The organism is Shimazuella sp. NTD248 (assembly GCF_059510395.1).
The window spans coordinates 673,681-694,168 of record NZ_JCAJZT010000001.1 but is presented as its reverse complement, the minus strand read 5'-3'; the positions used below and the strand labels follow the sequence as shown (position 1 = coordinate 694,168).

The 20,488-nt window shown below is 41.5% G+C and carries 25 protein-coding genes; 15 read left to right on the top strand and 10 right to left on the bottom strand.

The features are described 5' to 3' along the window. The first annotated feature begins 57 nt into the window (after window positions 1-57). Entirely contained in the window at window positions 58-834 is a 777-nt protein-coding gene (locus tag AC5WOE_RS03745; protein WP_496051942.1) for an alpha/beta fold hydrolase, read from the top strand. A gap of 55 nt (window positions 835-889) precedes the next feature. Here AC5WOE_RS03745 and AC5WOE_RS03740 read toward each other — a convergent pair whose 3' ends face one another. From AC5WOE_RS03740 to AC5WOE_RS03730, 3 genes are all read right to left on the bottom strand, one after another. Further along, window positions 890-2,092, bottom strand: a complete 1,203-nt coding sequence (locus tag AC5WOE_RS03740) for an aminotransferase class I/II-fold pyridoxal phosphate-dependent enzyme (protein WP_496048660.1) — start codon at window positions 2,090-2,092, stop codon at window positions 890-892. A gap of 21 nt (window positions 2,093-2,113) precedes the next feature. After that, the gene (locus AC5WOE_RS03735) at window positions 2,114-2,602 is read right to left on the bottom strand and encodes an Lrp/AsnC family transcriptional regulator (RefSeq protein ID WP_496048659.1); all 489 of its coding nucleotides are present in this window, start codon (window positions 2,600-2,602) and stop codon (window positions 2,114-2,116) included. 144 nt (window positions 2,603-2,746) lie between these two features. Continuing rightward, window positions 2,747-3,670 (bottom strand): proline dehydrogenase family protein, encoded by a 924-nt coding sequence (locus tag AC5WOE_RS03730; RefSeq protein ID WP_496051941.1) that lies wholly within the window; start codon window positions 3,668-3,670, stop codon window positions 2,747-2,749. Window positions 3,671-3,836: 166 nt separating this feature from the next. Here AC5WOE_RS03730 and pruA point away from each other — a divergent pair, with 166 nt between their 5' ends. Continuing rightward, a complete protein-coding gene (gene pruA / locus AC5WOE_RS03725) occupies window positions 3,837-5,381 on the top strand; it encodes an L-glutamate gamma-semialdehyde dehydrogenase (RefSeq protein ID WP_496051940.1) in 1,545 nt (514 codons plus the stop codon). 146 nt (window positions 5,382-5,527) lie between these two features. Here pruA and AC5WOE_RS03720 read toward each other — a convergent pair whose 3' ends face one another. The 5 genes from AC5WOE_RS03720 to AC5WOE_RS03700 all read right to left on the bottom strand — a co-directional run bounded on the left by AC5WOE_RS03720 (window position 5,528) and on the right by AC5WOE_RS03700 (window position 9,543). Then, window positions 5,528-5,881: a hypothetical protein gene (locus tag AC5WOE_RS03720; protein ID WP_496051939.1), complete on the bottom strand. Its 354-nt coding sequence runs from the start codon at window positions 5,879-5,881 to the stop codon at window positions 5,528-5,530. 711 nt (window positions 5,882-6,592) lie between these two features. Next, window positions 6,593-6,847 (bottom strand): hypothetical protein, encoded by a 255-nt coding sequence (locus AC5WOE_RS03715; protein WP_496051938.1) that lies wholly within the window; start codon window positions 6,845-6,847, stop codon window positions 6,593-6,595. 55 nt (window positions 6,848-6,902) lie between these two features. Then, on the bottom strand, window positions 6,903-7,691 hold the full coding sequence (locus AC5WOE_RS03710; protein WP_496051937.1) for a hypothetical protein: 789 nt from the start codon (window positions 7,689-7,691) through the stop codon (window positions 6,903-6,905). A gap of 129 nt (window positions 7,692-7,820) precedes the next feature. After that, window positions 7,821-8,870, bottom strand: coding sequence for a sensor histidine kinase (locus AC5WOE_RS03705; protein ID WP_496051936.1), 1,050 nt, complete (start codon window positions 8,868-8,870; stop codon window positions 7,821-7,823). Continuing rightward, on the bottom strand, window positions 8,863-9,543 hold the full coding sequence (locus AC5WOE_RS03700; protein ID WP_496051935.1) for a response regulator transcription factor: 681 nt from the start codon (window positions 9,541-9,543) through the stop codon (window positions 8,863-8,865). Before AC5WOE_RS03700 ends, AC5WOE_RS03705 begins: the two co-directional genes overlap by 8 nt. A gap of 222 nt (window positions 9,544-9,765) precedes the next feature. Here AC5WOE_RS03700 and uptA point away from each other — a divergent pair, with 222 nt between their 5' ends. The 5 genes from uptA to AC5WOE_RS03675 all read left to right on the top strand — a co-directional run bounded on the left by uptA (window position 9,766) and on the right by AC5WOE_RS03675 (window position 11,818). Beyond that, a complete protein-coding gene (uptA, locus tag AC5WOE_RS03695) occupies window positions 9,766-10,374 on the top strand; it encodes an undecaprenyl phosphate transporter UptA (RefSeq protein ID WP_496051934.1) in 609 nt (202 codons plus the stop codon). Between the two features lie 80 nt (window positions 10,375-10,454). Further along, window positions 10,455-10,643: a twin-arginine translocase TatA/TatE family subunit gene (locus AC5WOE_RS03690; protein ID WP_496048650.1), complete on the top strand. Its 189-nt coding sequence runs from the start codon at window positions 10,455-10,457 to the stop codon at window positions 10,641-10,643. A gap of 115 nt (window positions 10,644-10,758) precedes the next feature. After that, window positions 10,759-10,968, top strand: coding sequence for a DUF397 domain-containing protein (locus AC5WOE_RS03685; RefSeq protein ID WP_496051933.1), 210 nt, complete (start codon window positions 10,759-10,761; stop codon window positions 10,966-10,968). 206 nt (window positions 10,969-11,174) lie between these two features. Continuing rightward, entirely contained in the window at window positions 11,175-11,378 is a 204-nt protein-coding gene (locus tag AC5WOE_RS03680) for a DUF397 domain-containing protein (RefSeq protein ID WP_496048648.1), read from the top strand. A 233-nt stretch (window positions 11,379-11,611) separates the two neighbouring features. Next, window positions 11,612-11,818 (top strand): DUF397 domain-containing protein, encoded by a 207-nt coding sequence (locus AC5WOE_RS03675; RefSeq protein ID WP_496048647.1) that lies wholly within the window; start codon window positions 11,612-11,614, stop codon window positions 11,816-11,818. Window positions 11,819-11,887: 69 nt separating this feature from the next. Here AC5WOE_RS03675 and AC5WOE_RS03670 read toward each other — a convergent pair whose 3' ends face one another. Beyond that, window positions 11,888-12,847: a DMT family transporter gene (locus AC5WOE_RS03670; RefSeq protein WP_496051932.1), complete on the bottom strand. Its 960-nt coding sequence runs from the start codon at window positions 12,845-12,847 to the stop codon at window positions 11,888-11,890. 171 nt (window positions 12,848-13,018) lie between these two features. Between AC5WOE_RS03670 and AC5WOE_RS03665 the strand changes: the two genes are divergently transcribed. Beyond that, window positions 13,019-13,315, top strand: coding sequence for a hypothetical protein (locus AC5WOE_RS03665; RefSeq protein ID WP_496048645.1), 297 nt, complete (start codon window positions 13,019-13,021; stop codon window positions 13,313-13,315). Between the two features lie 234 nt (window positions 13,316-13,549). Here the strand turns inward: AC5WOE_RS03665 and AC5WOE_RS03660 are convergent, their stop codons facing one another. Beyond that, on the bottom strand, window positions 13,550-14,359 hold the full coding sequence (locus AC5WOE_RS03660; protein WP_496048644.1) for an HAD family hydrolase: 810 nt from the start codon (window positions 14,357-14,359) through the stop codon (window positions 13,550-13,552). A gap of 117 nt (window positions 14,360-14,476) precedes the next feature. Here AC5WOE_RS03660 and AC5WOE_RS03655 point away from each other — a divergent pair, with 117 nt between their 5' ends. From AC5WOE_RS03655 to AC5WOE_RS03625, 7 genes are all read left to right on the top strand, one after another. Further along, complete coding sequence (locus tag AC5WOE_RS03655) at window positions 14,477-15,433, top strand: MBL fold metallo-hydrolase (protein WP_496051931.1); 957 nt, start codon at window positions 14,477-14,479, stop codon at window positions 15,431-15,433. 265 nt (window positions 15,434-15,698) lie between these two features. After that, window positions 15,699-15,848, top strand: coding sequence for a hypothetical protein (locus AC5WOE_RS03650; RefSeq protein ID WP_496048642.1), 150 nt, complete (start codon window positions 15,699-15,701; stop codon window positions 15,846-15,848). Window positions 15,849-16,073: 225 nt separating this feature from the next. Further along, window positions 16,074-16,364 carry an Asp-tRNA(Asn)/Glu-tRNA(Gln) amidotransferase subunit GatC gene (gene gatC / locus AC5WOE_RS03645; RefSeq protein ID WP_496048641.1) on the top strand — a complete coding sequence of 97 codons (291 nt, stop codon included), beginning with the start codon at window positions 16,074-16,076 and terminating at the stop codon, window positions 16,362-16,364. A gap of 11 nt (window positions 16,365-16,375) precedes the next feature. Then, the gene (gatA, locus tag AC5WOE_RS03640) at window positions 16,376-17,824 is read left to right on the top strand and encodes an Asp-tRNA(Asn)/Glu-tRNA(Gln) amidotransferase subunit GatA (protein ID WP_496051930.1); all 1,449 of its coding nucleotides are present in this window, start codon (window positions 16,376-16,378) and stop codon (window positions 17,822-17,824) included. After that, window positions 17,821-19,248 (top strand): Asp-tRNA(Asn)/Glu-tRNA(Gln) amidotransferase subunit GatB, encoded by a 1,428-nt coding sequence (gene gatB, locus AC5WOE_RS03635; RefSeq protein ID WP_496048639.1) that lies wholly within the window; start codon window positions 17,821-17,823, stop codon window positions 19,246-19,248. The genes gatA and gatB overlap by 4 nt, the downstream gene beginning before the upstream one ends. 183 nt (window positions 19,249-19,431) lie before the next feature. Then, the gene (locus AC5WOE_RS03630; RefSeq protein ID WP_496051929.1) at window positions 19,432-19,737 is read left to right on the top strand and encodes a hypothetical protein; all 306 of its coding nucleotides are present in this window, start codon (window positions 19,432-19,434) and stop codon (window positions 19,735-19,737) included. Next, window positions 19,734-20,483, top strand: coding sequence for a sirohydrochlorin chelatase (locus tag AC5WOE_RS03625; protein ID WP_496048637.1), 750 nt, complete (start codon window positions 19,734-19,736; stop codon window positions 20,481-20,483). The genes AC5WOE_RS03630 and AC5WOE_RS03625 overlap by 4 nt, the downstream gene beginning before the upstream one ends. Window positions 20,484-20,488: the final 5 nt, after the last annotated feature.

Below are 20,488 nucleotides of genomic sequence, written 5' to 3'. Positions count from 1 at the left end.
GAGATCTCTTTATTTGGTTTGCCGTTATCGATTATACGATTATGGAGATGAATAAATATGCCTACCTTTGTTGTCAATGATGCAACCTTATACTACGAAGAAGAAGGACAAGGAAGCCCGCTTATCTTACTTCATGGACTTACCCAAGATATAGAAACACTCATTTATGAAAGAGAATTTCTCAAACCTTACTTTCGTATAATATCTTTAGATGCTCGTGGGCATGGAAAATCATCCAAACCTGCTTCCTATATTCTTAAAGATCTTGTTCAAGATGTTATTGCCCTGATGGATCACTTAGGTATTGAAAAAGCCAGCGTAATGGGGATATCATTAGGAAGTTATATTGCTCAAGGTGTAGCAGTTGAGGTTCCTCATCGAGTTAAAAAATTAATACTGGTTGTTCCAAAAGCTCATGGAAAAACTTCCTCTATGCAGGAGATGTTTCATCGCTATGGAGAAGAACTGGATGGTATGGATTCTCAACAACAATTGTCTTATTTGTCTAAGTATATGTTTTACGATCCAATAGCTGTTGGAAACGAGTTAAAAGAATGGGAAGAAAAAGGTACCATTCTAAGTCCAGAACAACAGGTAGCTGCCAACAAGGCATTGGAAGGATTTGATTACCGCTCAGATTTACATAAAGTAGAGGCAAAAACATTGGTTATTAGTGGACAACATGATAGATTAAATCCACCTGAACGTGGAAAAGAGGTCGCATCTTTGATACCCAATGCAACATTTGTCTTATTTGAAAAGTCGGGACATGCACCAATTATTGAAGAGAAAGATCGGTTTAAGCAAGTTGTGGCGGATTTTTTGATAAAGTAAGATTTATAATCTAAAATGATGACAACAAATAAGACCCTGATCAGGGTCTTATTTGTTAACCAAGTTGCAAATAATGTTTACTATTCGTTTGTCTTTTCTTCTCTACAAAACGTTTCATCCGCTTCATCGCTTCGTCCAGTCGTTCTAATGATGTAGCGTAAGAACATCGAATGTGCTCCGTTCCGCTTGGGCCGAATACTCCTCCTGGCACTACTGCTACTCCTTCCTCCAGTAAAAGCTGTTCAGCAAATGTTTCTGCATCTAATCCAGTAGATGCGATAGAAGGAAAGACGTAAAAAGCACCTTCTGGTTCCATACAAGTCAGACCCATTTCACTTAAAGAGTGTACGACGAAACGGCGTCTTCGATCATATTGTTGTTTCATATTCAGACACTCTTGCAGACCGTTTTGCAGTGCTTCAAGTGCTGCGATCTGGCTCATTCTCGGTGCACAAAGGGCAGTGTACTGGTGGATTTTTAACATGCCTCTCCACAAGATTTCTGGAGCAGCGATAAAACCGATTCGCCAGCCGGTCATGGCAAATGCTTTGGAAAAGCCATTTATCAAGATCGTATGGTCTTTCATTCCATCAAAAGACGCAATCGAAACGTGATTTTTGTTTTTATACGTCAATTCAGCGTATATTTCATCTGATATCACAATCAGCTCATGTTTTTTTACAAATTCAACGATAGGGGCGTAATCTTCTGCTGTCATGATAGCGCCTGTTGGATTGTTAGGAAAACTGATGATAAGAGCTTTTGTTTTCGAGGTAACGCGTCGTTCTAAATCTTCTACCCGTAATTTGAATCCTTCTCTAGCGTGAGTAGCTACAGGAACCGGGATACCGCCAGCTAATACGACACAAGGCTCGTAAGATACATAAGCAGGTTCTACTACCATTACCTCATCACCTGGGCAGATGAGGGCTCGTAAGGCTAGATCGATAGCTTCACTGCCTCCAAATGTAGTGAGAATTTCTGTTTCAGGATGATAAGATAAGCCAAAGCGTTTCAGTAAATATTCAGAAATCGCAGATAGCAATTCAGGTAGACCTTGGTTAGATGTATAGCTAGTAGGTCCGTGTTCCAATGAATCCGTTACTGTTTTACGAATGTGATAAGGAGTGACAAAGTCAGGTTCTCCCACTCCAAGAGATATAGCGTCAGGGATTTGATTGACAAGATCAAAAAAACGCCGAATTCCAGATGGAGCCATATCTCTTACAATGGGAGATAGTTTAGACTCTAAATCCATGTCAACACAACCTTTTCCAGATTAAGGGGCAATATGTAGTCGATTATCAGGACCATCTGTATCGAGAAGAACATCTGCCTCTTTGTATTTTTTTAGAATAAAATGTGTTCTGGTATTGACTACAAAATCAAGAGGGGCGAGTTTTTCGGTTACAAAAAGTCCAACTGCTTCAAGGGAATCTACTTCCAATGTGATGGAAAGATCGTATGCTCCAGACATCAAATAAACATTCACCACTTCATCATACATCGCAATCCTTTTCGCAATTACATCAAAACCATGAGCCTGCTGAGGGGTTACTTGTACATCGATGAGTGCATGAACTCTTTGCTTCCCGATTTTTTTCCAATCTATCACACATTGATAGGCAATGATAGCTTGTTTTTTTTCCAATAAACCAATAGTCTTACGTACCTTATCCTCAGGTTGATTTACAATATGCGAGATTTGTTCGATGGTGAGTCGAGCATTTTCCGATAACACAGATAGGATTTCTTCTTGCAGTTCCATTTTCTAGCCCCCTTCTTGATAAATGGCAGCCTGCAATAATTTGCTTTATATATAGTAACAAAAAAAGAGCGTTTGGGCTCTTTTTTTTCATGTAATTTCATTCTTAGCATCGTTTAAGTTTCATAAACCTGACTTTTCCATTCTTTACTTCTTGAAGAGGTTTTTAAGGATAAAAAGGGCATTTGCTGGTCGCTCTGCTAACCGTCTAGTAAAATATGGATACCACTGTTTGCCAAAAGGTGTGTAAACTCTCACTTTATATCCTTCTGCTACTAATTTCCGGGCAAGATCAGTGCGAATTCCATACAGCATTTGAAATTCATATAGGTGATCGGCAATTTTTTGCTCCTTGATCCAAGCCAGCAGGGGATAAATCATGTTCTCATCATGAGTGGCAATTGCTGTGTAAGCCCCATTGGTAAGGTGTTGTTTGACCAATTGAATAAATTGTTCATCGACATCTTTTTTTGCTGGAAATGCTACTTCTTTCGGCTCTTTATAGGCACCTTTTACAATTCGTAGATTGACCCCTTGTTTTCCTAAGTGTGCTACATCTTGCTCTGACCGATAGAGGTAAGATTGGATGACGAGTCCTATGGTAGCGTTTCCATATTCGGATAGTAAAGTTTGAAAGATGTCCATCGTTATTTCGATTCGTGGAGTATCTTCCATATCGATCCGTAAAAAATTATGAGTTTCTTTTGCTTTTGCTGCAATTTTTTTCATATTTTCTAAGCAAAAAGCGGAATCTATATCTAGGCCGAGTTGTGTTAACTTGACGGAGATGTTTGTTTTGTAGAGTCCTGCTGCATAAATAGCGGCATAAGTATCGATAGCTACACGGGTAGCTTCCAAAGCCTCTTCTTTTGAAGTGATACTTTCCCCTAAGTGATCTAAGGTTACCCACAAGTTTTGTTCATTTAATTCGCCAGCACGAGTAATCGCATTTTGCAGCGTTTCTCCAGCGACAAACCGACCTGCACCGAGCTTTAAGCCATATTTTCCAGCTATCGAGCGTATCGCTGGATTCGCGGCTAGGGATAAAACCATTTTTCTTGCAAATGACATGACTACACCTACTTCTATTATGAAATAATGAATAAACTTTAATTTACAGTTGTTATTATACAAATTATAGAGAAAATAGACAATAGAGACCCGTAGATGATTGTTTTTAGGTCGTAACTGCGTTACAATTTTATCGAGTTATAAAAAATTAGGAGGAAATACTTATATGATCCCATTTCGTAATGAACCTTTTACCGATTTCTCCGTAAAAGAAAATCGCAGAGCATTTGAAGCTGCTTTGGATAAAGTTAGATCGGAATTAGGAAAAGAATACGATCTGATTATCGGCGGTAAACATATCAAAACTGACCAAAAAGTGAATTCTATCAATCCTTCCAATACAAAAGAAGTAGTGGGAATTGTTTCAGAAGCGGATGAAAAACTAGCGGAACAAGCGATGCAGACCGCTGTTGACGCTTTTTCATGGTGGAAACATGTCGATCCGGCTGCGCGTGCCAGTGTATTGTTTAAAGCTGCTGCGATTCTTCGCCGCAAAAAACATGAGTTCTCAGCTTGGATGGTGGTAGAAGCAGGTAAGAGTTGGCCAGAAGCAGATGGAGATACAGCAGAAGCAATTGATTTTATGGAGTTTTACGGAAGAGAGATGCTTCGCCTCGCTGAACGTCAACCCGTAACACCGCTTATCGGCGAACAAAATGAATTGAGATATTTACCAATTGGGGTTGGGGCAGTTATTCCTCCTTGGAACTTCCCGCTTGCGATTACAGTTGGGATGACGACGTCAGCGATTGTTGCTGGTAACACAGTTGTTTTAAAACCTGCTACTCCTACCAATGTAATCGCTTACCAATTTGTCAAAATACTTGAGGAAGCAGGTCTTCCAGGCGGGGTTGTCAACTATGTTCCAGGACCAGGTCCTGTAGTTGGGGAATACTTTGTCAAACATCCGATGACCCGCTTTATTTCCTTTACAGGTTCTCGTGAAGTAGGGCTTCGCATCAATGAACTAGCTGCAAAAACAGTTCCAGGACAAAAGTGGATCAAACGTGTTGTCGCAGAGATGGGCGGGAAAGATTCCATTGTTGTGGATGAAGATGCTGATCTCGATCTAGCAGCAGATGCGATTGTAAAATCTGCATTTGGTTTTGCTGGTCAAAAATGTTCTGCTTGTTCGCGTGCAATCGTGCATAAAAACGTGTATGACGAAGTTTTAGAGAAAGTGACTGAGAAAACCAAAAGCTTGAAACTAGGTGAAGCGGACGATGTTTCCATCGATTTAGGTCCTGTTGTCGATGATAAAGCATATAATAAAATTTTAGAGTATATCGAGATCGGGAAGAAGGAAAGTCGTCTTGTCGCAGGTGGAGAAAAAGGGGACGAAAGTGGTTACTTTATCGAGCCTACTGTCTTTGCAGATGTTGACCCCCAAGCACGTATCTCCCAAGAAGAAATCTTCGGTCCTGTGCTCGCGTTTATCAAGGCAGACAGCTTTGATGAAGCACTTGAAATTGCCAATAATACCGAGTTTGGATTGACTGGCGCTGTCATCTGCCGTGACCGTTTGAAATTGGAAAAAGCTCGCAAAGAGTTCCATGTTGGAAACCTCTACTTTAACCGCAAATGTACAGGAGCATTAGTAGGTGTTCATCCATTTGGTGGATTTAATATGTCTGGTACGGATTCCAAAGCAGGTGGACGGGATTATCTCTTATTATTCTTGCAAGCACAGTCAGTTTCAGAAGCTCTTTAATAATGTGATGTACGAAAGACCACTGGCGCACAGTGGTCTTTTTGTGTGTTGGAACGTTTATGTGAATGGTATTTGTATTCGGCCGGGCAGTGTCGGGTGGAAGTTTTTCTGTTTCCACTCCAACACTGCCCTCTCCCTATGAGGGATTACTTCTTCTTGCCCCTCCGCTTCTTCCGCATGTTGACGAGAATTCGCAGTGTAGCGAGGAAGCGATTGGTGCTGTTGGGGAGCGACTCCTTCTCCTGTCCCTTCAGCACCTCGCCGAGGGTTCGCAGTGCAGCGAGGAAGCGCTCGTTGCTCTTAGGCGGCGCTTCCTGCTCACCACGAGCGACTCGGACGTACATCATCGTGAAGAAGTAGGCGCCCGAATTGGGCTGGAGCTTCTCCTTGAGCTGGTTGAGCGTGGACTCTCCAGTCACCAGCCTCTTGAGGTTGCGGTAGGCGTCGAGAACGGAGCCGAGGTCGTGGATGACCGGGTTTCCGGATGGAATCGACTCCATTGCACAGTCCTCAGGGCGTTCTACTTCGTTGACGATGACCTGAAAGACTTCAGCTGCCTGTTCTACGGTGAGAGGGAGGCAAGTCATGTGAATTCTCCGTGATAGGGAGTAGGATTTTTGCGCATTTAGTATAAAGGATGAAAAGTAAAATGAAAAGAATCATATATAAAACTTATTCGTTTTTTAATAATTTTTTAAATGTGGTTTATCTTTACTATGTGCGACTTATCGACTCTGTAGTCATGGTGTTTCTCATCAGCAAACACATCCTGTAAAATTCATTTCATAATAGAATGAATCTATTGTGTTTTTTGATGTTTATTGCTATAATGAATTTAAGGAATCCTCCTAATAATATAGGATATCCTGAAATAATCTTTGAGAAAGTCTAAGTTCATCAAGAGTGATATTTGACGTAAGGAGGAAAGCTAAATGCGCGATTTTATTCCGCCTCCAGCACACTAATATTCGTCCTATTCCTTAATGATGATTAGACAATTTGAAATGAAAAGAAAAGGCCACCAGCAACCATGATGGAAATGGATGTTGGTGGTTTGTTGTGTTCTATTCTTATTTTTTAAGATAGGGTAATCACAAATACTAAAAAAAGCCCTAAAACGGGCTTTTAATTTTGGATTTGGGGGGATGCGATTTTCGAATGAACGAATTTCACATCCATCCTACTAAAAGTTAGGCCCCCCCCCATGAAAACTATCTTGATCTTCTAGCGAAGAAGTAAAGCAGATCAACGACTGGAGGAACATACTCGAACAACAGGTGTTCCCCTGCGCTCAGTCGCTCGATCTCCGTCTCGATCTGGCACGCGAAGGGGTTGTCGTACAGGAAGCAAGCGCCTCCTGCAAAACACTCCAAGACGAGAATCAAGTTGTGTTCCTCTTGATTCTTCGCCTCCTTCGCGAGCTCGGCAATGGCCGACTCAGCTTCTTCGAGAGTCTGGATAGTCATGGTTGCCTTTCCTGTAGCAGGAATACTTGGATTCCATTATACGATAGATAGGCAATTAACGGAATACTTTGACGAAATCAATATCATAATCAATTGGTTGATTTCCCTGTGGAGCTCGTTTTCCATTGTCAACCGACAGATTGGAGATTAAAAATGCAGACCAATTAGGTCCTACACCAGTGTTATCGGAATATACAGCTTTTAGGTTTTCTTCGGAGGAGCCGATATACCAGGTGTTGTTGTTCTCGCCGATTTTTGTTCCAATGTAAATCCATTTACCCGGTCCGATGAGCGATTCGTCTTCATAGATGGAACCTGCTGGTTTAACGTGATTGGTCAATTCTAGTTTGTTAGGATTATCCGAATGCCATTCAAATATATCGATTTCGTTTTTACCGTCTTTCCAAGTCCAAAAGCCGGGCCAAGCGCCGACATTTCCAGTTGGAAGTTTGACATGCGTCAAAAGGAAGTCCCCTGCCTGCGTTTGAAATTGGTTGCCCCCAGAGTCACAAGAATCTCCTGTCGTGACAAGTCCTGTACCCCAGTATCCATCTCCTTTAGGAGTTGCTTGGATATGTAAATTTCCATTTATGGTCTTCATGGCATCCGTAGTGAGGTTATCTAACTTATCATGGTTAGGATTTGTCGTGCAAAATTCATAAGAGGCTGTTTTCCAGCCCCATTTCTTATCCACACCTACTTGCAGGTCATTGAAGTCTTCTTGGAAGACGATGGTTCCTTTTGTTGGATTATCTTCTTCCGCATGAGAGTTGATTGGTGAGATGGAAAGGCTTACAAGTAAAGAAAAAGTAATAATGGAACTTCTCCAAAGTATCTTTGACATTTCTCCACTCCTTGTCTTCGAACTTATTTGTATTGTAAAGCATTCCTATGCGAAATATTTTGTCTATTTCGTAAAGAAAAATTTTCCTACTGCAACGAAAATAGACATCTTTTTCAGATGTCTAAATTGCTATTTTCTATATTTTAAGGGGATGGAAACTATTATAGTGGTTCCTTCTCCTAATTTACTTTTCACTTGAATCGTTCCATGGTGAAGTTCGACAATTTTTTTGACGATGGAAAGTCCAAGACCACTTCCTCCCGCATTGCGGTTTCGTGATTTATCCCCTTTATAAAAGCGCTCAAAAATATGAAGTTGATCTTCTTCGGAAATGCCTGATCCTGTATCCGTAAATTGAACAACTGTATTTTCATTGATTTGCTGCAAGGAAATGGTGATGGTACCATGTTCACTTGTAAATTTGATGCTGTTATGCAGTAAGTTTGTCCACACTTGGTTGAGCAAATCAGCATCAGCGGATATGGTTATTTCTTCTAAAATAGGTTCTACCGCAATTTTTTTGCCTAACCACTGTGGTTCATTTACTAAGATCACTTGCTGCAATTGCTTGTCCAATCGATAGTCAGCAGCAGCAAATGGATGATGTTCCGATTCCAGCGAAGTAAGTTTCATCAAGTTATCGCTCAATTTTGACAGGCGGATACTTTCGGTAATGATAATGTCGATATAGTGTGCACGCTGGCTTGATGACAGCTCATCATTTTGCAAGGCACGGGCAAATCCACGGATGGAGGTGAGTGGTGACTGGATTTCATGGGAGACATTGGAAATGAAAGTTTGTCTCATTTTTTCCATTTCTCCAAGTTCTTCTGCCATATCATTAATACTGCTTGCTAATGCTGCAAAAGGATGTCCCCTATTGAGTTTTCCTAAGTTTAATTTAACTTTAAAGTTTCCCTTACTGATCTGTTTGATGGCATCAACAATGACATGAAAGACATCATCTCGATGAGAGCTAAATATTTTCCCAATTACATACATCGTAGATATCATTAACACAAAACCAATCAAGCCGATGAGCAAGTCTTTTACATATTCGCTCGTTAGAACTTCAAGGGTGGGGAATAAGAGATTTACCAACCAATAAGAGACAGACCAAAAGAATAAAACAAAACTGATTCCTACTAAAGGACCTAGTAATTTTTTGAGCCTAGCCATGTTGGGCTACCTCCAAACGGTAGCCCAAACCGCGTACCGTCCGAATAGCAAAGTCGTATTGCCTTTCTGGAAATCTTTCGCGAAGGCGTTTTACATGTACATCGATGGTTCGTTCATCTCCTTCAAAATCATAGCCCCAAATGCGTTCGATCAGATGTTCACGAGTTAAAGTTCGGTTTGGATAATTAGCAAACTCAAATAAGAGCTCAAACTCTTTGAGTGGAATTGAGATGGGAGTCTGTTTGTGTAATATTTCATGTCGTGAGCGGTCCAACAGTAATTCTCCTAATTGTACGCGGTTAGAGGATATAATTTGATATCTTCTAAGTAGCGCTTTTACGCGCACTACTAATTCTTCTACTTCAAACGGTTTGGTCAAGTAATCATCGGTACCAACCCGAAATCCTTTTATTTTATCGGTGGTCTCTCCTTTGGCAGTCAACATGAGAATGGGGAAATCATAAAACTTTCTAAGTTCGGTACATAGTTCAAAACCGTCCATCTGTGGCATCATGATATCTAAGATGACCATATCCACTTGGATGGAATCAAGATGTTTCAATGCTTCTTTTCCATTTATCGCTTCTTCCACTTCATAGCCTTCTTGCTTAAGAAAGATACTCACTACTTCACGGATGTGATCATCGTCATCTACCACCATAATACGTGCCATATAGGATTCTCCTTTGTACATTTTCTGTTCTCTTTAGTATAGAGGAGATTTGTGAATGGAACATGAATAATTGAATTTCCTAGCTGTTTTGTAATGAGAATATGAGCTTTTGGGAAACCAAACAAAGACCGAACATCTGGATCGATTGTGTGACAATAGTGGACGAGCTGCGGATTGTCGTCTATCATCTTGTATAGAAGAACGAGAGAAAAGGAGAAATTCATGGAAAACATCTTTTTTTCAATACTAAATTGGTTAACAGATCTCGGCTACTTTGGAATCGCATTAGGATTAATGGTAGAAGTCATTCCCAGTGAAATTGTCCTCGCTTATGGAGGATTCTTGGTCGATTCCGGTAAAATTACCTTTATCGGAGCAGTTATTGCAGGAACTATCGGTGGAGTTATCGCTCAACTGTTTCTATATTGGCTCGGTTACTATGGTGGCAGACCTTTCTTGGAAAAATACGGTAAATTTTTATTGATCAAGAAAAGCCATCTCGATTTATCGGAAAAATGGTTTAAAAATTACGGAACAGGAGTAATTTTTGGAGCTCGTTTCCTACCTGTTGTACGGCATGCTATTTCTATTCCCGCAGGGATTGCGAAAATGTCTGTCACACGATTTATCACCCTTACTACGCTTGCGATTATTCCATGGTCAATCTTGTTTTTATATTTAGGAATGAAGTTGGGAAACAATTGGAAAAATATCGAAGCGGTAGCAGGAAACTACATTCATTATATAGCGATCGGCGCGGTAGTTTTATTTATTCTTTACTTTGGTATTCATTGGTTGATCAAACGCAAGAAAAATAACTCTATTACGTAATGATGTAAGATTTTCCTTTTTGGTTTTTCCTCGTTGGTAGTATAATATAAAATGGTCAATAATGTTTCGGAGGGATAGAGATGGGCATAAACGGTTTTGAATGGATTTTGATTGTAATCGTTGCTCTCCTCCTTTTCGGTCCAAAAAAACTGCCAGAACTTGGAAAAGCAGTAGGGAAGAGCTTTCGCGAGTTTAAAAATGGCATGAATGGCGTTTTGGACGACGAAGAGAAGAAAGTTACGAAAAGCGAAGCGAATAAAAGTAATTAGTGGATAGGAAAGAACATCTCAAGAGCTGGGAGGTGTTCTTTTCTTGTTTGAATTGATATATTATTCCGTTTCTTAGTGTTAAACTAATAGTGTCGCAAGAAACATCGTCACAAGGATGGTGAACAGAGAGCGGCATGGAGGTAAAGTGGCTTTGACCGAAGACTGGACAAAGTCCAGTTACAGCACAGACGTCAGCAAATGCGTGGAGGTCATGACCCCGGACGGATCGAATGTTCGGTTCAAGGACTCCAAGTTGGAGGACTCCCCTGTGGCGTCGGCTTCCAGCTTGGCATGGGAGGCGTTCCTCACCCTCGTCAGGAGCTGATCTAGCAACCTGACGGACACACAAAAGCCCCTCAGGTGGTTGGAATAAAACCATCTGGGGGGCGCTGGTTTTTATGCTATTTGAAATGTTAGTAACAGAAAACAATTACATAGTTCTACTTGGTTATTATACGGAGTGATAGTTATCTGTATTTTCAGTATTGTATATGCTAAACTAATAATGCCGCAAGAAACATCGTCACAAGGATGGTGAACAGAGAGCGGCATGGAGGTAAAGTGGCTTTGACCGAAAACTGGGCAAAGTCCAGTTACAGTGCACAAGGAAACTGCGTGGAGGTCAAGGCACTGGACACTGCCGTCCAGTTCAAGGACTCCAAGCTGGAGGACTCCCCTGAGGCGTCGGCTTCCGTCCCGGCATGGGAGGCGTTCCTCACCCTCGTCAGGAGCTGATCTAGCAACCTGACGGACACACAAAAGCCCCCCAGATGGTTGGAATAAAACCGTCTGGGGGGCGCTGGTTTTTACGCTATTTAAAATGTTAGTAAAAGAAACTTACATAATTCTACTTGTTTATTATACGGAGTGATAGTTATCTGTATTTTCTGTATTGTATATGCTAAACTAATAATGCCGCAAGAAACACCGTCACAAGGATGGTGAACAGAGAGCGGCATGGAGGTAAGATGGCTTTGACCGAAAAGTGGGCAAAGTCCAGCCGCAGTCTGTCGGATAACAATCCCAACTGCGTGGAGGCCATGACCCCGGACGGAGTGACCGTTCGGGTCAAGGACTCCAAGCTGGAGGACTCCCCTGTGGCGTCGGCTTCCGTCCCGGCATGGGAGGCGTTTGTCGCCTGGGCACCGGAACTGACCCAGTCCATCAAGAGCTGATCTAGCCCCTGAAGGACACACAAAAGCCCCTCAGGAGGTTACCAAACCACCTGGGGGGCGCTGTTTTATTTAAGAGATAGTTTTCGCTTTAATATTTTGTTTGGATATGATATTTTGTTTAGCAGTTTTCTTATTAACAAACCAAACTCCAACTAACATGGTCAATATGGCAATAAATTGAAAAATTGTCAGTGATTCTTGAAGAAAAACCATCGATATCCACAAACCATTTATCGGGACAAAATACATAAAGGCAGATGCTCTGGAAGCTCCGATATGCTTTACTCCCAGCGAATAAAACCAGTTGGCTAAGGCAGTACAGAAGAAGCCTAAATATACTTGCAAGAGCCAAAAATCAAGTCCCAGTTGACCCCATGCTACGTTGAGCATTTTTGGGAGGGAAAGCAGGCCGAGTATGACTGCACCTACTAATGTCGCATAGGCCGTAACGGGCAAAGGTTTTAGTGTTGTTAACACTTTATTTCCTAAAATGGTATAGGTTCCCCAGCACAATGCACAGGCAAGGAAAAATAGATTGCCAAGCAGACGATGGGACGCATTATCTGCATTGTGATTCATTCCGATAAAGTAGATGGTGGCTCCGATTAAACAGATTATAAGTCCTATGACTTGACGTTTTGACAGTTTGTTTTTGAGAAAGAAGATCGCTAAAACCGTGGTCACGACAGGGCTTATCGTTGGCACAATACTGCTGCCATCAGAAGCAAACGAATACTGAACTCCCCAAAAAAAGCATAGATTATAGAGGGCAACACCTGTTATACCTAATAATACAATGGGAAACCAATATTTCTTCCCTATGGATGTCGCATCTTTTCTGCCCGTTTTTCGACTCAACAAAATAAGAAACATAAACACTGCCCCAAACCCAAACCGCAAAAAAGCCCCTACTTCCGGCGCAACTTGTCCTACTACTAATTTGGCACCTGTAAAAGCACTCCCCCAAAAGACCATGGTAAAGAGTAATAGTATATAAGAAATGGTATTTTTATTTGTTTTTGTATCCATTTTTCTCCCTCTTTTAAAAAGTTTCATATACATATAATTTCTTCTAAACATCTTTATTAGAATGGATTTCATAACTGTTTTTGCAACTTCTCATCACCCAGCTTCTTTTGTATAATAAAAGAAGAATATTATCGGTTTTGAGCATCACTCATCGAAGGATGGAGTCATCAAATGATGGTTCAGATTCGAGGGAATGACATCTCCCTTGACGAAGTACTGACCACCGCCGTGATGAAGCACCTCGGCAGCTCCGAGGTCGGGATTGGTGAGGGCATCGAGGCGATTGAGAAGGCACTGGGAGACCTGGCCATCTGGGGCGTCGAGGGTCATTTCGACAACCTCTACCCCTATGACAACCTCAACGTCAACGGTGAGCAGTTCGACGTCTGTGGTCTGGTCTATCGCGCCCAAGGTCGTTTCGGTGAGGCCGAGGAGCGGGCAGAACAGTACGAGCTGGCCTTTCTGTGACTGACCCTCCTCTGAGCAGATCTGCTCGGAACCAGCTGTTGTTCAGCCGTGATGCAACGCATGGCGGCTGAACAACAATGGATGAAAATAATTGCATCTTTTTTATATAATTCACACAAAATAACAGCAAAAACACGGTCAATGGATCGTGTTTTTGCTTGTAATGTTTACATAAAAAAAAGATTGGTTCGTACAATGAAATATACCAATCTCCTTCTTATTCGATTCCCTAGATTATTTCTGCTGCACAGCGAGGTTTTCGTTATAAGTGATGACCCATTCTACAGCTTCAGAAACAGAAGAAACTTGTTGTTTTGCTTCTTTTTGCACGGAAGGTTTTGCGACGCTCATCACAAAGCTATGAGGGACGACCCGAAACATGGGGATGTCATTTTCGGAGTCTCCGATACAAGCGACTTCTGATAGATCAAAGCCAAGACGATCCGCTAGATGCCGGAGTCCGTTACCTTTGTTTACTCCCAGCGGCATGACATCAAGGCAGTGAGGAGCAGAGATAAAGACATCAATTTGTCCAGGGAAAGTTTTGAGCAGTAATTGTTTTAATTGCTGTAACTCAGGGCCGTCTCCTAGATAGCAAAATTTACTAGGGATGACATCTTTACCGATTCGATTTTCGATACTCGGGTCATACTCTAAGTTAATGGCGACTTGCCTGGATTTTCTTTCGATAAAGTGGTTTTTTTCTGGGATATACATCGTGCGGGCAGTACCGATAAAGCAGTACATACCAGCATCTTTCCCGACTTGGTAGATTTTTTTGGCCAGTTCTGTTTCGAAGTATCCCTCGTAAATCTTCTCTTCTGAGTTCAAATAAATGAATGCGCCATTTTGGCAGACACGATGGAAGTCACCTGGCAGGTTGTGGACAACTTGCTCAATCTCTACTTCATTACGTCCCGAAGCAACAGCGACATGAACACCAGATTGTTGAAGTTTTTCTAATGCGTCCAAATTATGTTGATCAATTTGTTTTTCGGCGTTCAATAAGGTATCGTCAAGATCAGTAGCAAAAAGGCGTATCATAAAAATCTCCCTTCAAAAATGGATGTTAAGTTATTTTAATTTTGAATAATTCTTGATATATTTATTCGCTTTCTTATGCTATTTTAGAATAAGTTAGCATTTCTTGCAAAAAGGAGTATGAATTTGAAGATGGAAATAGTAGGATGGGTACTCCTATTTATCGTCGGGTTGTTGATTTTAGTTAGTGTTTTTTTTCTGTTTATGCAGTGGCGTTTTCGTGCAAAAGTGACAGCGAAAGAACCCAAGCAGTATTTAGACCCTTCCACTTGGAAGGATGACGAAGTAACTGTTGGTTGGGTAGGTCACTCAACAATTTTGATCAATTTGTATGGTTATCGTATTTTGACAGACCCTGTTTTTGGGAAAAGAGTCGGAGTTTCACTCGGATTTTATCAAATCGGTATGGAAAGGCATGTCGCACCCGCCCTCCGTTTGGAAGATATTGGAGTGGTAGATTTGATTTTATTGTCCCACGGTCACATGGATCATTTTGATATCCCAACGCTAAGAAAAATAGCGAATAAAAAAACAAAAGTCATCACGGCAACTGGAACTGCTGGGTTGATAAAACGATTGCCCTTTGCTGAAGTTTTAGAACTCGGTGGAAAAGACTCCTTAACCATAGATGAAGATGTGAAGATTCAAGCTGTACCAGTGAGACACTGGGGAAATAGATTCCCTTGGAACACGGATTATGGCTATACAGGTTATTTGATTGAACGAAACAATACACGTATTTTCTTCCCAGGGGATACAGCTTATACAGCTGATTTTACTTGGCTGCAAGAAAAAGGAGACATCGATCTCGCCTTTATGCCGATCGGGGCGTACTCTCCAGATGCATTTCAACGCAATCACTGTACACCTGAGCAGGCTTGGAAAATGTTTTTGGATACAGGGGCAAAGTGGTTGATTCCGATACATTGGGATACATTTGTGTTATCGCAAGAGCCTGTAGAGGAGCCATTGGAGAGGCTGCTAAAAGCAGCAGGGGAAGAGAAAGATCGCATTGTGCTGACAGAACATGGACAGATGTATACATTAGCAGAGAAAGATGTATTAGCTTCTAGTTAAAAGGCAGAATCGGCACCCGGACACAGTACTGTGTCCGGGTGTTTTTGCACCCTCTGATTTGATCAGAGGGCAGCACTCCAGCACTCGGAGAGCTTCATGTTTGTTTGCGCAACTTTTGGAGTTCTTCGGTGATCTTTGTGCGTGCGATGGTGAGATCACCGTTATTGGGATCATCATACGCCTCAATTGCGGAAACCACCGACACAGGAATCACGTCCTGCCCCGTTGGCACGATGTGTGCCCAGATCAAGCGGAATAGATCCAATTGGATTTGCTCACGCTCTGTCTGTTTCAACAGAGTGAAGAAGAGCTCCCTTGGGCAACTCGCAAACGCGATGACGACAGAGTGACGGAGTGTTACCTGTCCCTTGTGGGGGTTGGCGGTTCTTACCGTCTCGATGACTTGGGTAAGTAGGGTCTCTACTACCTCCGACTGTGTCCTCATAGCTGAACCTCATTGTTCGAGTGTGGACTTAGTATCATTCTAATAAAAGTGGGAATAAAAAGAAATAATAGAAAAATGAATAAATGTAATTTGCTTTTTGGAAAACAACATGAAATAACCTGGTACCAAAACTATAAATCTAACTATTGCTTATGCTATACTGGAGGCAATGTTTACATATTGGGGTGAACGGATATGAGTATTAATCGTGCGCAAGTGGAGCATGTGGCGAAACTTGCTCGATTGTCGTTGTCAGAAGAAGAAAAAACACAGTTTACAAGTCAATTAAACGATATTCTCCAGTTTGCGGAGAAATTAAATGAATTAGATACGGAGAATGTGGAGCCTACCAGCCACGTTTATCCCGTTACGAATGTGATGAGAGAAGACGTTGTCAAGCCATCACTCGATAGAGCAAAAGTATTGCTGAACGCGCCTGATCAAAAAGATGGTCTTTTCCGTGTTCCTGCGGTGTTTGAAGAATAGGAGGAAATAGTTTGTCCATACGTGAAATACATCGTCAATTAGCAAAAAAAGAACGTAAAGTAACTGAAGTAGTAGAAGAGTCTTTAACAAAGATCAAAGAAGTTCAACCGGAAATCGGTGCTTTTCTCGCGATCAATGAAGAAGGTGCAAGAGAAGCAGCAAAGAAGTTAGAGCAAAAATTGTCTGCAACTTCTGAACGCGGTTTACTTGCCGCTATTCCTGCTGGAGTAAAAGACAACTTGGTTACAGAAGGAATCATCACTACTTGTGCAAGTCAATTGTTAGCCAATTACCAACCGATTTACAACGCGACAGCAGTGGAGAAATTACTCGCTTCTGACGCTATTATCATGGGGAAAACCAATATGGATGAGTTTGCAATGGGATCATCCAATGAAAATTCTGGCTTTTATCCAGTGAAAAATCCATGGGATACAACCCGTGTTCCCGGAGGGTCTAGTGGTGGTTCAGCCGCTGCGGTTGCCTCTGGTGCAGTGACATTTGCTCTTGGATCAGATACAGGAGGTTCGATTCGTCAACCTGCTGCTTTTTGTGGAATTGTTGGCTTAAAGCCTACCTATGGTCGTATTTCTCGCTTTGGTTTGGTCGCTTTTGCATCTTCTTTGGATCAAGTTGGACCAATTACGCAAACAGTAGAAGATGCAGCATATGTACTGCAAACCATTTCCGGTTATGATGAGTTGGATTCTACTTCGGTCAACAAAGAAGTTCCTGATTATTTATCCGCTTTAACCGGTGAAATCAAAGGATTAAAAGTAGCCGTTCCTCGTGAGATGCTCGGTGAGGGGATTGACCCTGGGGTTAAAGAGCAGATTGAAAAAGCGGTAAAACAACTCGAAAAACTCGGTGCACATATTTCGGAAGTATCGCTCCCAAATTTGGAATATGCAGTTGCTACTTATTACATACTTGCACCAGCAGAAGCCTCTTCTAACCTTGCTCGTTTTGATGGAATTCGCTATGGTGTCCGCCAAGGGAAAAATTTGCTCGATATATATGAGCAAACGAGAAGCCAAGGATTTGGTGCAGAAGTTAAACGCCGTATTATGTTAGGTACATACGCACTAAGTTCCGGTTACTATGATGCTTATTATTTAAAAGCACAAAAAGCTCGTACCTTGATCAAACAAGACTTTGATAACATCTTCGCAGAACACGACGTTATCGTAGGACCAACTGTCCCGACAACAGCGTATCGCATTGGAGAAAAAATTTCTGATCCGTTGACCATGTATATGGATGACCTATGCACCATTCCGATGAATTTAGCTGGACTACCCGCTATCAGTGTGCCTGCTGGATTAGCACAAGGTCTGCCTGTAGGGCTGCAAATCATCGGAAAGGCTTTTGCAGAAGAGACTGTGCTTCGCGTTGCTCATGCGTATGAGCAAGCGGCTGGCCGTCTTGAAATGCCTGCGTTAGGGGGAGTGAGAGCATGAGCAAATATGAAACAGTAATCGGATTAGAAGTACACGTAGAACTTGCTACCAATACAAAAATCTTTTGTGGATGTTCTACTTCCTTTGGTGCACCAGCAAATACACAAACTTGTCCCATCTGTCTTGGACACCCGGGCGTATTGCCAGTACTCAATAAACAAGCGGTAAACTTTGCGATGAAAGCTGCAATGGCTCTCAACTGTCAAGTTGCCGAAGATACAAAGTTTGACCGAAAAAATTACTTCTATCCTGATTCACCAAAAGCGTATCAAATCTCGCAGTTTGATAAGCCGATCGGTGAACATGGGTGGATTGATATCGAAGTAGATGGAGAAACAAAACGAATTGGCATTACACGTCTCCACTTAGAAGAAGATGCAGGGAAGTTAAATCACGATGGAGACGATTCATTGGTCGATTTCAACCGTGTTGGTGTTCCGCTGATCGAGATTGTATCTGAACCGGATTTGCGTTCTCCTAAAGAAGCAAAAGCTTATTTGGAAAAGATTAAGTCTATCATTCAATATACAGATGTCTCCGATGTGAAAATGGAAGAAGGCTCCTTGCGTTGTGATGCAAATATCAGCTTGCGTCCAGTTGGTGAAGAAAAATTTGGTACCAAAACCGAGTTAAAAAACTTAAACTCCTTCCGAAATGTGGAACGTGCTTTGGAGTTTGAAGAAGTTCGCCAAGCAGAAGTCTTGGATGATGGGGAAAAAGTCATCCAACAAACATTGCGCTGGTCAGAGGAACAAAATACGATCAAAATCATGCGTTCCAAAGAAGAAGCTCATGATTATCGTTATTTTCCAGAACCTGATCTCGTGCGTCTGCGCATTGATGAAAAATGGAAGAAAGCTATTTTCGCTGAGCTTCCAGAGCTGCCGGACAAACGAGTAGCTAGATACAAGTCTGAGTTTGGTTTACCTGCTTATGATGCTGGAGTACTTACTTCCACTCGTGCTTTAGCAGACTTTTTTGAGGATACAGCAGCAAAAGGAGCAGATCCCAAGCTAGCTGCCAACTGGTTACTGTCGGAGGTGCTCGGTTATCTCAATAATCAGGGACTGGAATTGAAAGATACACCACTAACTTCTGTACATCTGGCTGAGATGATTACTCTGATTCAAAAAGGAACAATAAGTAGCAAGATAGCAAAAGACGTCCTAAAAGAAATGCTGGCAACTGGAAAAAAACCGGCAGCGATCGTGGAAGAAAAAGGCTGGGTACAGATTAGTGATGAAGGTGCGATCAAAACAGCTGTTGTCGAAGTATTGAATGCAAACCCAAAAATCGTAGAAGAGTTAAAAAGCGGTCGTGATAAAGTACTAGGATTTTTGGTTGGACAAGTGATGAAAGCTACCAAAGGAAAAGCGAACCCACAACTAGTAAACCAATTGATCCGTCAAGAAGTAAATCAATAAAAGTAAGTCCAAAGAACTTGATCCCATAAGCTTGTCCCAGATGGGACGAGTTTTTTTCTGGGGAAAATTTTATTATAATGGTTCTTATTAAATAATCTTTCTCATAAGTGAAGAGATGTTATAAGATCTGCTGTCATATGTAGGTATTCTGTCCCATATGGGGAGACTGGGGAGAAGAGGTTGTTGGCATATTTTTTATTTACTTTAATTGGTATTTATCTTCTATCAGTAAATTCGCTAATTGCCATCTTATTTTTTATTCTGTCTTTGCAGCCGTTGTTTCGTTTGATGGAGAGAAGAGGACAGCCTTTCTCGCATAAAGCGTATTTATTATTATGTCTTGTATATATAGGAACAGGGTTATTTTCTATTAGTATGTTAGGAATTGCTTATATCGGAATGGGTATTGTACATATCTTTTTCGCTATTAATACTTGGTTGTCTTATCAACAGATGAAAATCGATCAGCGGGAGGACAATGAAGAATGAAGAAACAAGGTGTCCTTGTTATTTCGCACGGTTCTAGCAGTAGGAATTGGGTCGAACAAGTAGATGCATGTATAAATCTGGTGCAGCTGGATGTACCTGTTGTTGCTAGCTTTCTGGAAATGGTAGAAAATCGAACAATCGAAGATGGAATACTTCATCTAGAGCGTTTAGGTGTGACAGAAATAGTAGCTATCCCGCTATTTGTCTCTTCTGGGAGCACTCATATTGAAGAAATTCGCTACCTTTTGGGATTGGAGCAAAATCCTCGTATACCAATGGATGAGGAGCCGATTAGGCACCGAGCTTCTATTCGGCTGTTAGCTCCAATGAATGATCATCCTTATATTGTAGATATATTGGCTGAACGCATTCATGCATTGTCAACAAATACTTTAAATGAAAAAATCCTCTTAGTAGGTCATGGAAGCGACTTACCTTGGTTTCAAGCAGAATGGGAAAAAGTAGCAGATAAAATTGCAAGTCAATTGCAAGATAAAATAGATGCTAAATCCATATCGTATGCTTTTACGCTGCCTGACACATTGCGAGCGAGTCTCGAAGAGGAAAGCAAAGAGAATACAGTTGTTTTATTACCTTTATTTTTGAGCGAAGGGTATTTTACAAGGAAGAAAATACCAGCTCGTGTAGAAGGGTTATCTTATAAGTATGATGGTAAAGCATATTTACCTCATCCAAACGTATCAAAATGGATTGAAGCAGTAGCAAAAGAAAATTTATCCGCTTAGGGGAG